Consider the following 15,400-nt stretch of genomic DNA (forward strand, 5'->3'; position numbering starts at 1 on the left):
ATCATGATACTCAGCGATTTGTTGGACTATGAAACCCTGCGCATCATCTGGTGGGTACTGCTCGGTGTATTGCTGATCGCCTTTGCCGCGATGGATGGGTTCGACCTCGGTGTCGACATACTCATGCCCGTCATCGGTAAAACCGATATCGAGCGACGCATCATCATCAATACGATCGGCCCGGTATGGGAAGGCAACCAGGTCTGGCTGATCCTCGGGGGTGGTGCGATTTTCGCAGCCTGGCCACCGCTCTATGCGGTGTCTTTCTCGGGCTTCTATCTGGCGATGTTCGTCATCCTGTTCGCGCTTATCCTGCGCCCGGTCGGGTTCAAATATCGGTCTATGCGAGACAGTGAGGCCTGGAGGAGAGGCTGGGACTGGGCGCTGTTTATCGGTGGTTTCGTTCCCGCCCTCATTTTCGGCGTTGCTGTAGGCAATGTCTTGCAAGGCGTTCCGTTCCGTCTCGCCGACGATCTTCAGATTTTCTATGAAGGTTCGTTCTTCGGTCTGCTCAATCCGTTTGCACTGCTTTGCGGCGTGCTTTCGGTGACTATGCTCAGCATGCACGGCGCTTCGTGGCTGGTGTTGAAAACGACCGGTGATATTCAGGCGCGTGCCCGGTCCTACGGCAGTATCGCGGCTGTTCTGACGATTGTGCTCTATGTATTGGCTGGCGTCGTCAGCTGGCTTTGGATTTCGGGTTATCGGATCACAAGTGCTATCGTCACAGACGGGCCATCCAATCCGCTACGCAAGACTGTTGAACTGGATCATGGTGCATGGTTCGCTAACTATGTGAACTATCCTGTCCTGCTGATCGCCCCGGCGCTTGGCATTTTGGGACCACTTGCAGTCTTCATCGCATTGCGCAGCCGTCGTGAACTCATGCCGCTGCTGTTCGGAAAACTATCGATCTTCGGCATTATTTCGTCGGTGGGCGTGTCGATGTTCCCGTTCATTCTGCCATCGTCGCTCGATCCGCGTTCAAGCCTGACTGTATGGGATTCGTCATCCAGCCATATGACGCTGTTCATTATGCTGGTTGTGTCGCTCATCTTCCTGCCGCTGATCGTCATTTACACGTCTTGGGTCTACAAGGTCCTGTGGGGCAAGGTGGATAAGGAAATGGTCGAAGACGATAGTAATCACGCTTATTAGAGCGCTTTGCGATCTGATTACATCAGATCGCCGCTCTATAAGTTTCGTTTCACCGCGCATCTTATTCATGCGCTCTAACCAACCTAGAAAGGAAAGCGATATGTGGTATTTTTCCTGGTTGTTGGGACTTCCGCTTGCGGCGGCTTTCGCCGTGCTCAATGCCATGTGGTACGAGTTGATGGACGACCGGGCGCGCAAGCGCCTGGCGGCTGATCCGACGGCTGATCTGGCACGTGAAGGCAAGAAACACCATTGACACGAATTTAGAAACGGCCCGAAAACGGGCCGTTTTCCTTGATGAACCTGTCGTTCAAGATTGCGGTATTGTCAGTTCAGCCACGAAATCATAGGCATCGCCGCGATAAAGCGATTTTGTAAACTCCACCACACGACCTGACGGCAAATAGGACAGTCGCTCGATGGACAGACCCGCATCGCCTTCCTTGACGCCCAGAATACGTGCGTCGGGATCCTTGATGTTGCAGGCCGCTATACGCTGGACAGCGCGAACGGGACGAAACCCTGTACGGCTCAGTTCAGCATAAAGCGAGCCCTTTACAGCATCTGGATCGGGCAGGATTTCGCTTGAAAGACTTGCTCGTTCGATGGCCAGCGGCATATCACTCGCAATACGCAGACGCCCGAGGCGGGCAACGCGCGTCTCTGAAGAAACACCCAGCTTCATCATCTCTTCGGGTGAGGGGTAATAGAGACCACGTTCCAGCCACCGGGATTGCGTGGTGATGCCGCGGCGCGCCATATCCTCGGTGAACGAAGTAAGCATGGAGAGTGACTGTTGCACGCGCTCGCTTGGGCGTACGACGAACGTGCCCGAACCATGACGGCGCACGAGAAGCCCGGCCTTGACGAGATCGTCCACTGCCTTGCGTACTGTCACGCGGCTGATATTGGCATATTCCGCAATGTCGCGTTCCGGCGGCAGGGCTTCGCCGTCAATCAGTTGTCCGGCGCGGATTGCAGCCTCCAGCGACTGACGTAGCTGCATATAGAGCGGCCCGCCGGAGGACGGCGCAGAACCCTGCAGGTTCTTGGGCAGGAAAGCGCTGAAATTTCCACTCATTCGCGCGCCTTTCCATTTTGCGGCCCATATCGCTTGAGGGCAAGCTGAAGGGCGCCGGTCAAGGCATCAGCCGCAGGCTTGACCAGAAGCTTCTGCTGGTGTGGCGGCAGCCATTCCACATAAAGCGGCGCCATGCCGCCCAGCAGACTGATGCGTTCTGCCCCCTGTTTGATCAGCACGTCGAGCGTTTCGCTGATATAGGCAGCGGAGCGCTCCAGTAACATCCGTGCGGTTTCGTCGCCTTCGCTCGCATATTGGAAAACACGCGGAGCATATTTGCCGAAATCGCCGGGCTTCGCAGTCCAGGCAAATTCGACCAGATTATCCGGATTGTTGTCGAACTCGTTCAAAAGGTCCGTCGTCAGGCGTGTGCGCTGATGAATGCCATCATGCACGAGCAGGCTTTCCTGCAACAGGCTTTGGCCGAGCCGTGCACCGCTGCCAAGGTCGCTCAAAGGGAAGCCCCATCCGCCGACCGAATGGATGCGACCGTTTCGGCGCGTGATATAGGCCGTGCCTGTGCCGAGAATAGCGACGATCCCGTCCTGATCGCCAAGCGCGCCTTGCAGGGCGATCACGCCGTCAAATTCCACATTGGAGTGCGCGAAGGGCAGACCACGTTCTATCGGGGTGCCTGCACCCTCGACATTACCGCCTGCCAGACCGAGAACCGCATGGCTGGTCGCATAATGCGCCTTGTCCAGCCCGGCATTGTCAAAAGCGTTGTCGATCGCCGCGATCACATTAATCAGCGCCGTCTGCGGATCGGTGACGATATTGGCAGAACCACTGCGCCCTGAACCCAGAATCGCACCGTCGCCATCCGCCACCAAGACGCGGCATCCCGTGCCACCGCCGTCAACGCCGATGAAGAATTCAGTCATGAAGATACCTCCGACTTGAAGATACCAAAAAAATACCATTAACCAAGCAGATTTGTCGGCTTGTGAAAAATTTGATTAATTCGTTGATAAAATTCGAGAAAAACGACCATTTTAAATTTTTCTGCACGAAAGTTGTAAACTTCTCTGGACAATTGGTACGTTTTTGGCATTAATTTCAGCAGAAGGGGAGCGCAATGCCGCTGAGGGCGAGGAGCACGCGGATTTGGGATGGAGATCACCGGCGGGGGCCGGTACTTTTCCCGCAACGCGAGGAGCGATCGTACCGAAACGGTCTGGCGTACTTTCGCCTCTTTTGCGCATCTGCGCTCTAAAAACGGGAGAAGGTCAAATGGTTCGTAATACGTTGAAACTCATGCTGCTGGGTTCCACGCTTCTGGCGTCGGGATCGGCTGCGCTTGCCGAAGACGTCACGCTGACGGTTGAAAGCTGGCGTAACGACGATCTGCAAATCTGGCAGGAAAAGATCATTCCAGCTTTTGAAGCCAAAAACCCTGGCATCAAGATCAATTTCGCACCGAGCGCGCCGACTGAATACAACGCGGCCCTCAATGCCAAGCTCGACGCCGGTTCAGGCGGCGACCTGATTTCGTGCCGTCCGTTCGACACCTCACTCGAACTGTTCAACAAGGGCAAGCTCTCCGATCTTACCGATCTCGAAGGCATGAAGAACTTCTCGGACGTCGCCAAGTCCGCATGGACCACCGACGACGGGTCGAAGACTTTCTGCGTTCCAATGGCTTCGGTCATTCACGGCTTCATTTACAACAAGGACGCCTTCGACCAGCTCGGCATTACGCCGCCGGCCACCGAGGCTGAATTCTTTGCGATGCTCGACAAGATCAAGGCTGACGGCAACTACATCCCGATGGCCATGGGCACGAAGGATATGTGGGAAGCCGCGACCATGGGCTACCAGAATATCGGACCGACCTACTGGAAGGGCGAAGAAGGCCGCAAGGCTCTGATCGCAGGCACCGAAAAGCTCACCGATCCGCAATGGGTCGAGCCGTTTGCAGTGCTTGCCAAGTGGAAGGACTATCTGGGCGACGGCTTCGAAGCACAGACCTATCCGGACAGCCAGAACCTGTTCACGCTCGGTCGTGCTGCCATCTACCCGGCTGGCTCGTGGGAAATCGGCCTGTTCAACACGCAGGCACAGTTCAAGATGGGTGCCTTCCCGCCGCCGGTCAAGAATGCAGGCGATACCTGCTACATCTCCGACCACAACGATATCGGTCTCGGCCTCAATGCTTCGAGCAAGCACGCAGAACAGGCAAAGGTTTTCCTGAACTGGGTGTCTTCGCCTGAATTCGCTGAAATCTACGCCAATGCGCTGCCGGGCTTCTTCAGCCTGAACTCTACGGCTGTGAAGATGAGCGATCCACTGGCGCAGGAATTCGTTTCCTGGCGCGAAAAGTGCAAGCCGACTATTCGTTCGACCTACCAGATCCTGTCGCGTGGCACGCCGAACCTCGAAAATGAAACCTGGGTTCAGTCGGCCAACGTCATCAACGGCACTGTGACGCCGGAAGATGCCGCGAAGAAGCTGCAGGAAGGCCTGGATAGCTGGTACAAGCCTGCGAAGTAAAAAACGCGGGATAATATGGGCGGCGATCGCGGGGGCGCGCCGCCCATATCTTTTCATCTGACGCATCGACATGCTGTTTTGCAATCGGTGCATTCCGTGTCAGTTTAAAATGACGCGAGCGGGCAGGGATGGGAAATATGGTTTCCCGGTTTGCACGCATTCTCGTGAACGAGAACGCTAACCATCGGTTTTACGCATTTCCGAACGCAAACGGTTGATACCTTTGCTGGAAATGCTCTTGAAGAGCGAATGCCTATATGAGCCAATCTGCCGACATGACAGGTATCGTGCACAAGCGCCCGAGGCGTTGGCATATACTTGTATTTCTTCTGCCCTGTGTCCTGATCTATACGGCGGTAATGGTGCTGCCACTGATCGAGACCTTGCGGCAGGCATTCTTCAATGTCGTCGACGGACAGCGCGCTTTTGTGGGGTTCGCGAATTTCCAGGCGCTTTTCGGTGATCCTAACTGGTCGCGCGATTTCTGGAATGCGTTAAAAAACAACGTTATATTCTTTTGCATTCACATGCTTGTTCAAAACCCGATCGGCATTCTGCTGGCAGCCATGCTGTCACTGCCGAAGCTGCGTTTTGCTGCCTTCTATCGCACGGCGATTTTTCTTCCGACGCTGCTGTCCTTCGTGATCGTCGGCTTTATCTGGAAACTGATCCTGTCGCCGATCTGGGGCGTCGCACCGTGGATGATGGACCTCGTCGGTCTCAAATGGTTGTTCGGTCCATGGCTCGGCAAGGCGGATACCGCCCTTGTCACTGTGTCGCTCGTCTCGGTCTGGCAGTTCGTCGGCATTCCAATGATGCTGATCTATGCAGCCCTTCTGAACATTCCCGATGAAATCATTGAAGCGGCCGAATGCGACGGCATCACCGGCTGGAGCCAATTCTTCAAGATCAAGCTGCCGCTGATCCTGCCGTCCATCGGCCTGATCTCGGTGATGACCTTCGTTGCCAACTTCAATGCGTTCGACCTCGTCTATTCGATGCAGGGCGCGCTTGCTGGTCCGGACAAATCGACTGATATTCTGGGCACGTTCCTTTATCGTACTTTCTTCGGCTTCCAGCTGCAGCTTGGCAATCCGTCCATGGGCGCAACCATCGCCGCCGTGATGTTCCTCATCATCCTGGCAGGCGTGTCGCTCTACCTGTTCGGCATCCAGCGCCGTATGCGCCGCTATCAGTTCTGAAGGACGAGACCATGTCGAAAGCACGTACATCGCCCATTCGCACCACTCTCGTCCATGCGGCCCTGATCTTCTACATGCTGATCGCCGTGTTTCCGGTGGCACTGACGCTGATCAATTCGTTCAAGGACCGCAATGCGATTTTCCGCACGCCGTTGCAGTTTCCAACGCCCGAAAGTTTCAGCCTCATCGGTTATGAAACGGTTCTGAAGCAGGGTTCTTTCCTGACCTATTTTCAGAACAGCGCCATCGTCACTGTGGTGAGCATCTTTCTCGTAATCCTGTTCGGCGCGATGGCAGCCTTTGCGCTTGCCGAATACCGCTTCAAGGGCAACACGCTGATGGGACTTTACCTCGCCATTGGCATCATGATCCCGATCCGGCTTGGCACGGTTGCATTGCTGCAGGGCATGGTGGCTGCGGGTCTGGTCAATACGCTGACAGCGCTGATCCTCGTCTACACTGCACAAGGCCTGCCGCTGGCGATCTTCATCCTGTCGGAGTTCATGCGAACCGTTTCCGACGATTTGAAAAATGCCGGGCGAATAGACGGCATGTCGGAATATGCGATCTTCTTCAAGCTGGTGCTGCCACTGATCCGGCCTGCCATGGCTACTGTAGCCGTCTTCACCATGATCCCGATCTGGAACGATCTCTGGTTCCCGCTGATCCTTGCGCCAAGTGAAGCCACCAAGACGGTGACGCTCGGTTCGCAGCTGTTCATCGGTCAGTTCGTCACCAACTGGAATGCCGTCCTTTCGGCCCTTTCGCTGGCGATGTTCCCGATCCTCATCCTTTATGTCATCTTCTCGCGGCAGCTGATCCGCGGCATCACCGCGGGGGCTGTAAAATGAGTTCTGCAATGCAAAATCCTGTTCGTGTTCTTTCCGCCGGCCTCGGCAATATGGGCCGCAGCCATACGCTCGCCTATCACCGCAATCCCGGCTTCGAGATTATTGGTCTCGTCAATCGCACCAAGGTTGCCGTGCCCGATGAACTGGCAGGCTATGAAATCCATCCTTCCTTCCATGAAGCATTGAAGGAACTGAAGCCCGATCTGGCCTGCGTTGCCACCTATTCGGAAAGCCACGCGGATTATGCCGTCGCGGCGCTTGAGCAGGGCGCGCATGTGTTCGTGGAAAAGCCACTGGCAACGACGGTTGAGGATGCGCGCCGGGTGATCGACTGCGCACGGGCCAACGGACGCAAGCTCGTGATCGGTTATATCCTGCGCCACCATCCATCTTGGATGCGGCTTATCTCCGAAGCACGCCAGCTTGGCGGACCTTACGTCTTCCGCATGAACCTCAACCAACAATCCAGCGGCCCAACCTGGGAAACGCACAAGAACCTGATGAACACCACGTCGCCTATCGTTGATTGCGGCGTGCATTATGTCGATGTCATGTGCCAGATCACGGATGCCAAGCCCGTGGAAGTGCGCGGCATGGGCTTGCGGCTCTCCGACGAGATCAAGCCGGACATGTACAATTACGGCCATCTTCAGGTGTTGTTCGATGACGGTACGATCGGCTGGTACGAGGCAGGCTGGGGACCGATGATGTCGGAAACAGCCTTCTTCGTGAAGGATGTCATCTCGCCGAATGGCTGCGTGTCGATCGTGATGAACGAGGCCGTGACAAAATCCGACGATGTGGACGCGCACACCAAGACCTCGACAATCCGTGTTCATCGTGCAGAGCGCGGGGCGGACGGCAAGTTCCTGAAACCGGATACGGACCTCTCCATGGCCGACGAGCCCGGACATCAGGAATTGTGTGAGCGCGAGCAGGCCTACATGCTGAAGGCCATAGCTGAAGATATCGATCTCAACCGACATATGGATGACGCGCTGCAATCGCTGCGCATCTGCCTTGCGGCAGATGAAAGCGTGCGCTCGGGCCAGCCTGTCAAACTGTAAGCCGGTAGAATTTAGAGCGGTTCCAGTTAAAACGGAATCGTGGAACCGCTCTATCTCTTTGTTTTCACGCATTATCCTACGCAAAACCGCTTCGCACTTTTGCTGGAAATGCTCTAAGGGAATTTGTTACGTGGGATCGCTGCTACTCAAATCGATACACAAGCGCTACGGTGCACAGGAAGTTCTGAAAGATATCAATCTTGAAGTGCAGGACGGCGAGTTCATCATCTTCGTCGGCCCCTCCGGCTGTGGCAAGTCAACGCTTCTGCGCTCCATCGCGGGTCTGGAGGACGTTTCTTCCGGTCAGGTGCTCATCAATGGTGAGGACGTAACCGTCACGCCGCCGTCCAAGCGCGGTATCGCTATGGTGTTTCAATCCTACGCGCTTTATCCGCACCTGACGGTGAAGGACAATATGGGGCTTGGTCTCAAGCAGGCAGGCACGCCCAAGTCGGAAATCGAAACGCGCGTTTCCAAGGCTTCGGCAATGCTGGCGCTGGACCCTTATCTGGGTCGCCGCCCCGCTGAAATGTCGGGTGGACAGCGCCAGCGCGTCGCCATCGGTCGTGCACTGGTACGCGAACCGGAACTGTTCCTGTTCGATGAACCGCTGTCGAACCTCGACGCTGCGCTTCGCGTTCAGACCCGGCTCGAAATCGCCAAGCTGCACCGCGAGCTCAAGGCGACGATGATTTATGTCACGCACGATCAGGTTGAGGCGATGACGCTCGCCGACCGCATCGTCGTCCTCAATGCCGGTCGCATCGAGCAGATCGGCTCGCCGATGGAACTCTATAACAAGCCGGACAATCTCTTTGTCGCGAGCTTTATCGGCTCGCCGCAGATGAATTTCGTGGACGGCACCCGTGTTGGTGACACTGAAGCGAAGACTGTCGGCATCCGCCCCGAGCACATTTCCGTCAGCCGCGAGAGCGGCAAATGGAAAGGCAAGGTCATCCATGCTGAACATCTCGGCGCCGATACGATCCTTTACGTCGAAACTGAAGCTGCTGGTCTGATAACGGTACGGCTCTTTGGCGAACATCATTACAATGAAGGCGACGTAATCTTCATTACGCCTGATGACAGCAAGGTGCATCGATTTAATGCGGACGGTAAAGCGATCCGCTGAACCGAACATTTCATAGATCCATTCGAAGCCGTACCCTCTGGGTGCGGCTTTCTTTTTGAAGAATCGATATCGTCCGATGGCTGCTATTCATGCCGGGATATATGGACAAAACGCCTCATGCTGAATCTGTCAGAAACGAAAACCGCGCTCAAAACAGCTGAAACAGTACCAACAGGTACTGACGCTATCGTCAATCAAAAGCAATATTATTGCGGTATATGGCAGCGAAACATTCCACTTAAAATCCCATTTAAATCACGGAAATAAGCTTGTTTCGTCCGGCGCACCTTACTTCTCCTCCAAGCAAGAGCGAACCGGTTTCACAAAAGAGTGCCGAAGCGGTCGAAAAATAATCTTGCTTTATTTTTGAACCCGTTCCACCCTGAAAGTGGATGGTGCCGAAGGAGGAAATCGGCGCCATGTCGCATGGGAGGAGCAAGGTCGGCAGATGTGAACAACAGTGCCGGCAATAGGGGTTCCGAAACGCACGGAACCAATCCAATATTCCCCCGTTCGACATTCTGTAAGTTCCCGAGGCCAGTTGCGCGGCCAGTTTCGAGGGTTACCCGCATGAGCGATGATGTCGTACTATCCCTGCATGTTCCCGAGCCTGAATGGCGGCCTGGCGATGCACCGGATTTCTCCCATGTCAAAATCCCGCGTGCGGGAAGCGTTCGTAGACCGGAAATCGATGAAAAGCCGGAAGCAATGCGCGATCTGGCTTTCAGCATCATCCGCGTCTTGAACCGCGAAGGCGAGGCGGTTGGTCCCTGGGCAGGCACCTTGACCGACGATGAGCTGAAAGACGGGCTTCGCCACATGATGATCCTGCGCGCTTACGATGCGCGCATGATGATGGCGCAACGTCAGGGCAAAACCTCGTTCTATATGCAGCATCTGGGCGAGGAGGCGGTCAGCTGCGCTTTCCGCAAGGCATTGCGCAAGGGTGACATGAATTTCCCGACCTATCGTCAGGCGGGTTTGCTCATTGCCGACGATTACCCGCTCGTCACGATGATGAACCAGATTTTCTCCAACGAACAAGACCCGTTGAAAGGGCGCCAGCTTCCGGTGATGTACTCGTCACAGGAACATGGCTTCTTCACCATTTCCGGCAACCTCGCGACGCAATATACGCAGGCCGTCGGCTGGGCCATGGCGTCCGCTATCAGCCACGACACGAAGATCGCAGCCGCATGGATTGGCGACGGTTCCACCGCCGAAAGCGATTTCCACGCAGCTTTGGTCTTTGCTTCGACCTACAAAGCCCCGGTAGTGATGAATATCGTCAACAATCAGTGGGCAATTTCCACTTTTCAGGGCATTGCGCGCGGTGGCTCCGGCACTTTCGCAGCTCGTGGGCACGGTTTCGGCATTCCGGCGCTTCGCGTTGACGGCAACGACTATCTGGCCGTCCATGCGGTTGCCAAATGGGCTGTAGAACGCGCCCGGCGTAATCTCGGACCGACCATCATCGAATACGTGACTTATCGCGCCGGCGGACATTCCACCTCGGATGATCCTTCCGCCTATCGGCCCAAGGCCGAAAGCGATGCATGGCCACTCGGCGACCCCATCCTGCGGCTCAAGAACCATCTTATCAAGCGCGGCGTCTGGTCGGATGAACGTCACAAGCAGGCAGAGGCCGAAGTGATGGACCTCGTGGTTGCCGCACAGCGCGAAGCGGAAGCCATTGGTACGCTGCATGACGGTCGCAAGCCGTCGATGCGCGACATGTTTGAGGATGTCTATGCTGAAACACCGCCGCATCTCATCCGCCAGCGTCAGGAAGCGGGGTTTTAATCCATGAGCAAAATGACCATGATCGAGGCGATCCAGAACGCCCACGATATCGCCATGGAACGCGACAAGAAAGTCGTCGTGTTCGGTGAGGATGTCGGATATTTCGGCGGTGTTTTCCGCTGTACGGCTGGCCTCCAGAAGAAATACGGCAAGGAACGCTGCTTCGATGCGCCGATCAGCGAGCTTGGCATTGTCGGCACCGCTATCGGCATGGCCGCTTACGGCCTTCGCCCCTGCATCGAAGTGCAGTTCGCGGACTATGTCTACCCGGCCTATGACCAGATCGTTTCCGAGGCTGCGCGCCTGCGTTATCGTTCGGCGGGCGAATTCACCTGTCCCATCGTGATCCGTATGCCATCCGGCGGCGGTATCTATGGCGGCCAGACGCACAGCCAGAGCCCGGAAGCGCTTTTCACCCATGTGTCGGGCCTGAAGACAGTTATGCCGTCTACACCTGCCGATGCCAAGGGGTTGCTGCTGGCGGCCATCGAAGACCCTGACCCCGTCATCATGTTCGAACCGAAACGGCTTTATAACGGTCCTTTCGACGGGCATCACGACCGTCCGGTGACGTCCTGGAAGAAGCATGATCTCGGCAATGTGCCGGAAGGCTATTATACCGTGCCGCTCGGCAAGGCTGCCATTCGCCGCGAGGGCAATGACGTGACGGTGCTTGCCTATGGCACCATGGTCCATGTGGCGCTTGCAGCCGCCGAGGAAACCGGCGTCGATGCGGAGATTATCGATCTTCGCACCTTGCTCCCGCTCGATACGGACACGATCATGGCGTCGGTGACGAAGACCGGGCGCTGCGTTATCGTGCACGAAGCGACGCTGACCTGCGGTTATGGTGCAGAACTTGCCGCACTCGTCCAGCGCGACTGCTTTTATCATCTGGAAGCGCCAATCCTCCGCGTTACCGGTTGGGATACGCCTTATCCGCATGCGCAGGAATGGGCCTATTTCCCCGGTCCGGACCGGGTAGGTCGCGCGCTAACATCCATCATGGAATCTTGAGGGGGAGGGAAGCATGGCACATTTTACAATCAAGCTCCCCGATGTCGGTGAAGGCGTTGCCGAGGCCGAACTTGTCGAATGGCATGTGAAGGTCGGCGATGTCGTGCGTGAGGATGATCTTCTCGCAGCTGTCATGACCGACAAGGCAACGGTGGAAATTCCATCGTCACGCGGCGGCAAGGTCATCGCCATCAATGGCGAAGTCGGCGAGAAGATCGCCGTGGGTTCCGAACTCGTCCGTCTGGAGATCGAGGGCAGTGCGACGGAAGAAAAGCCCGTCGAAAAAACCGGGGAAAATCCGGCTCCAGCGACCGTGGAAACGGTCAAGCCGCAACCAGCACCAACTCCTGAAACACCGGTTCTGTTGCAGACGCCGGTTCCTCCTAAGCCCGCTGCGCCGAAGCGTGAGAGTGCAGGTCGACCATTCACCGGCGCTGGCCCAATACGCGGTGAGGGCGAAAGGCCACTAGCCACACCGTCTGTCAGGTTGCGGGCCCGTGATGCAGGTGTCGATCTGCGTCGTGTTCGCGGAACAGGTCCGGCGGGGCGTATCACGCATGAAGACCTCGACCTCTTTTTCCAGCAGGAAACAGGCGCAGCACCGGCTCTGTCAGGTTACGCAGCCGATAGTTCGGTCAACGAGATCAAGGTTATCGGCCTTCGCCGCAAGATTGCTGAACGTATGGCCGAGGCCAAGCGCCATATTCCGCATATTACTATCGTTGAAGAAGTCGACGTCAGCCAGATCGAGGAGCTTCGCGCCAAGCTCAATCACGAGCAGAAGGAAGGCCGTCCGCGCCTCACGCTGTTGCCGTTCATCATCCGCGCGATCGTGAAAGCCGTGAAGGAACAGCCCGGCCTAAACGCGCATTTCGATGACGAGGCCGACATCATCCGCCAGTTTGGTGGCGTGCATATCGGCATTGCCACGCAAACGCCGAATGGCCTGATCGTGCCGGTCGTGCGCCATGCGGAAAGCATGAGTGTATTCGCGGCGGCTTCGGAATTGTCGCGTGTTACCGACGCGGCGCGCAACGGCACGGCGAAGCGTGAGGAACTGACCGGTTCCACCATCACCATCACATCGCTTGGGCCGCTCGGCGCAATCGCCACGACGCCTATCATCAATCGCCCGGAAGTCGCAATCGTCGGCATCAACAAGATGGCCGTTCGTCCGATGTGGGACGGCGTACAGTTCGTGCCGCGCAAGATGATGAACCTGTCTTGTAGTTTCGACCATCGCGTGATCGACGGCTGGGATGCAGCGGTCTTCGTGCAGAAGCTGAAAAGCCTTCTGGAGACGCCTGCCATGATTTTTGTAGAAGGCTGATCGAATGAGTGAGATTTCCTGCAAACTCCTGATTATCGGCGGCGGCCCCGGCGGCTATGTATGCGGCATCCGGGCAGGCCAGCTTGGCATCGACACAGTGCTAGTGGAAAAGACACGGCTGGGTGGCACCTGCCTCAATGTGGGCTGCATCCCGTCCAAGGCGCTGATCCACGCAGCCGACGAATTCCACCGGCTTTCTGTCTTCGCGTCAAAGGGCGCACTCGGTATTTCGGCAGAAAATCCGGCCATCGATTTTGCCAGAACGCTAGAATGGAAAGACGGTATCGTGAGCCGCCTCAATGGCGGCGTGGCAGGCCTCCTCAAACGGTCGCGCGTGCGCATGTTCCATGGGCAAGCTCGCTTTCTCGACGGGAAGACCGTTCTCGTCGAAACCGATACAGGCCGTCAGACGATCCATGCCGAAAACATCGTGATCGCAACCGGCTCGGTCCCGGTCGAAATTCAGGCGTTGCCATTTGGCGGAAAAGTCATTTCGTCCACTGAAGCGCTGTCACTGGAAAAAATTCCGGAAAAGCTCGCCATTGTCGGCGGCGGCTATATCGGGCTGGAAATCGGCACGGCCTTTGCCAAGCTTGGCGCGAAGGTTACTGTGGTGGAAGCGACGGATCGCATCCTGCCGCAATATGATGCCGAACTGACGCGTCCGGTCATGGCACGCCTGAAGGCACTCGGTGTTGAAGTCCTGACCAGCACTTCGGCCAAGGGGCTATCAAAGGATGAGACGGGGCTAGAAGTTCTCACCGCCGATGGCGCTACGAAGTCCATCGAGGCCGACAAGATACTCGTTACAGTAGGCCGTAAGCCGCAGACCGATGGCTGGGGCTTGAGCGAAATCCGCCTCGATATGGACGGACGTTTCATCCGTATCGATGAGCGCTGCCGCACCTCCATGCGCGGTGTCTATGCCATCGGTGACGTGACCGGCGAGCCAATGCTTGCGCATCGTGCCATGGCACAGGGCGAGATGGTGGCGGAAATTATCGCAGGTGGAAATCAGGTCTGGGACAAGCGTTGCATTCCTGCCGTCTGCTTCACCGATCCGGAAATCGTCACTGTAGGGCAGTCGCCGGAGGAAGCCCGCAAGGCTGGTCATGAAATTCAGGTCGGTATTTTCCCGTTTCAGGCCAACGGTCGGGCGATGACCATCGAACGCGAAGATGGCATGATCCGCGTCGTTGCACGTGCGGATAATCACCTCATTCTCGGCATTCAGGCTGTCGGCGTCGGCATATCCGAGCTTTCATCATCCTTCGCGCAAGCGGTGGAGATGGGGGCAAGATTGGAAGACATCGCCGCTACGATCCACGCACATCCGACATTGAGCGAGGGCTTTGCTGAAGCCAGCATGAAAGCTCTCGGCCACGCGTTACACATCTAACCTTTTGACTTGCGCTCGTGCCGCCAGAGAAAAATGGCGGCACCCGCAACCATGGCAGCAAGCGCAAACCATGTGATTGCATAGGAAAGATGGCTGTTACGGAATTTCACGACCGTCAGCCCACCGATGGGAAGCGCTCCTGCGCTGGCAGTTGCATCGGCATCGATGAAATAGGGCGCAACCGGCCCCAGATTTTCCTTCTGCGCAAAGGCCGCGACATCGCGCGAATTCCAGTCATTGCGCGCCGGGTCGTTCGGGCGCAGGAAGAACCCATCCGGTTCCGGCATACGTAGCAAGCCGGTCACGGTCGTTTCACCGGCAATTTGCGTTTCCTGCCGCGATGACGGATCGCGCTTGTCGTTTGGAACCAGGCCACGATTGATGAAAGTCAGCGCGCCATCGGGCGAACGCATCGGCGTCAGGACCCAATAGCCCGCGCCTCGTTCGGTCAGCGCGTGAACCAGCACTTCCTTGTCGTTCAGATAGGTGCCGGTCAGCATGACATGACGATACTCGTCATCCTTCTGGTTGACATTGGCCCAATCGTCCGGACCCGGCGCTGCAATTGGCTCGGCATGAACACGCGCATCAACCCTTGCGATGAGATCGAGCTTCCATTGCAGGCGCTCAACCTGCCAGATGCCCAGCCCCATGAAAACGATGAAGAAGATGGCCCCCAGCACCGACATCAAAACAAGGAAGAACCGGGAAGAAGTTTTCTGGACCGTTTGTTCATTTTCGGGGGAGGGCATCATCTTGTCCTTCAATCACGGCAGCCAGCAGAGCCTGATGCAGAAAGTGGCCTTCTATAACAAAAATTCAATGCCAAGAAAGGGTTGGACCACAAAAGAACGTGATCATCGAACT

At 56.5% G+C, this 15,400-nt stretch carries 14 protein-coding genes; 11 read left to right on the top strand and 3 right to left on the bottom strand.

Translation table 11 applies throughout. The annotated features are described in order from the left end of the window. Positions 1 to 3 precede the first annotated feature (3 nt). Together cydB and cydX are read left to right on the top strand one after the other, a co-directional pair. Positions 4 to 1,158, top strand: a complete 1,155-nt coding sequence (gene cydB / locus MKS82_RS19385; RefSeq protein WP_109988762.1) for a cytochrome d ubiquinol oxidase subunit II — start codon at positions 4 to 6, stop codon at positions 1,156 to 1,158. A gap of 100 nt (positions 1,159 to 1,258) precedes the next feature. Next, positions 1,259 to 1,414, top strand: coding sequence for a cytochrome bd-I oxidase subunit CydX (gene cydX, locus MKS82_RS19390; RefSeq protein ID WP_029375948.1), 156 nt, complete (start codon positions 1,259 to 1,261; stop codon positions 1,412 to 1,414). A 54-nt stretch (positions 1,415 to 1,468) separates the two neighbouring features. On the opposite strand, the gene MKS82_RS19395 is transcribed toward cydX, so the two are convergent. Further along, a complete protein-coding gene (locus MKS82_RS19395) occupies positions 1,469 to 2,239 on the bottom strand; it encodes a GntR family transcriptional regulator (RefSeq protein WP_109988761.1) in 771 nt (256 codons plus the stop codon). Continuing rightward, positions 2,236 to 3,123, bottom strand: a complete 888-nt coding sequence (locus MKS82_RS19400) for an N-acetylglucosamine kinase (protein WP_109988760.1) — start codon at positions 3,121 to 3,123, stop codon at positions 2,236 to 2,238. Before MKS82_RS19400 ends, MKS82_RS19395 begins: the two co-directional genes overlap by 4 nt. Before the next feature lie 349 nt (positions 3,124 to 3,472). Between MKS82_RS19400 and MKS82_RS19405 the strand changes: the two genes are divergently transcribed. The 9 genes from MKS82_RS19405 (at position 3,473) to lpdA (ending at position 14,533) form a co-directional block, all read left to right on the top strand. Further along, positions 3,473 to 4,732, top strand: coding sequence for an ABC transporter substrate-binding protein (locus MKS82_RS19405; protein ID WP_109988797.1), 1,260 nt, complete (start codon positions 3,473 to 3,475; stop codon positions 4,730 to 4,732). Positions 4,733 to 4,989: 257 nt separating this feature from the next. Continuing rightward, on the top strand, positions 4,990 to 5,934 hold the full coding sequence (locus MKS82_RS19410) for a carbohydrate ABC transporter permease (protein ID WP_010658745.1): 945 nt from the start codon (positions 4,990 to 4,992) through the stop codon (positions 5,932 to 5,934). An 11-nt stretch (positions 5,935 to 5,945) separates the two neighbouring features. Then, positions 5,946 to 6,785: a carbohydrate ABC transporter permease gene (locus tag MKS82_RS19415; protein WP_109988759.1), complete on the top strand. Its 840-nt coding sequence runs from the start codon at positions 5,946 to 5,948 to the stop codon at positions 6,783 to 6,785. Then, entirely contained in the window at positions 6,782 to 7,852 is a 1,071-nt protein-coding gene (locus tag MKS82_RS19420) for a Gfo/Idh/MocA family protein (RefSeq protein WP_109988758.1), read from the top strand. Before MKS82_RS19415 ends, MKS82_RS19420 begins: the two co-directional genes overlap by 4 nt. Positions 7,853 to 7,982: 130 nt before the next feature. Continuing rightward, a complete protein-coding gene (locus MKS82_RS19425) occupies positions 7,983 to 8,984 on the top strand; it encodes an ABC transporter ATP-binding protein (protein WP_109988757.1) in 1,002 nt (333 codons plus the stop codon). A gap of 570 nt (positions 8,985 to 9,554) precedes the next feature. Beyond that, positions 9,555 to 10,787: a 3-methyl-2-oxobutanoate dehydrogenase (2-methylpropanoyl-transferring) subunit alpha gene (locus MKS82_RS19430; RefSeq protein WP_012092949.1), complete on the top strand. Its 1,233-nt coding sequence runs from the start codon at positions 9,555 to 9,557 to the stop codon at positions 10,785 to 10,787. A 3-nt stretch (positions 10,788 to 10,790) separates the two neighbouring features. Next, positions 10,791 to 11,804, top strand: a complete 1,014-nt coding sequence (locus tag MKS82_RS19435) for an alpha-ketoacid dehydrogenase subunit beta (protein WP_109988756.1) — start codon at positions 10,791 to 10,793, stop codon at positions 11,802 to 11,804. Positions 11,805 to 11,817: 13 nt separating this feature from the next. After that, entirely contained in the window at positions 11,818 to 13,134 is a 1,317-nt protein-coding gene (locus MKS82_RS19440; RefSeq protein WP_109988755.1) for a dihydrolipoamide acetyltransferase family protein, read from the top strand. Positions 13,135 to 13,138: 4 nt separating this feature from the next. Continuing rightward, complete coding sequence (gene lpdA, locus MKS82_RS19445) at positions 13,139 to 14,533, top strand: dihydrolipoyl dehydrogenase (protein WP_109988754.1); 1,395 nt, start codon at positions 13,139 to 13,141, stop codon at positions 14,531 to 14,533. Here the strand turns inward: lpdA and MKS82_RS19450 are convergent. Next, positions 14,530 to 15,288: an SURF1 family protein gene (locus tag MKS82_RS19450; protein ID WP_109988753.1), complete on the bottom strand. Its 759-nt coding sequence runs from the start codon at positions 15,286 to 15,288 to the stop codon at positions 14,530 to 14,532. The two genes, lpdA and MKS82_RS19450, sit on opposite strands and share 4 nt — an antisense overlap. Between the last annotated feature and the right edge of the window lie 112 nt (positions 15,289 to 15,400).

The sequence above is a fragment of the Ochrobactrum sp. A-1 genome (genome assembly GCF_022488005.1).
Lineage (GTDB): Bacteria > Pseudomonadota > Alphaproteobacteria > Rhizobiales > Rhizobiaceae > Brucella.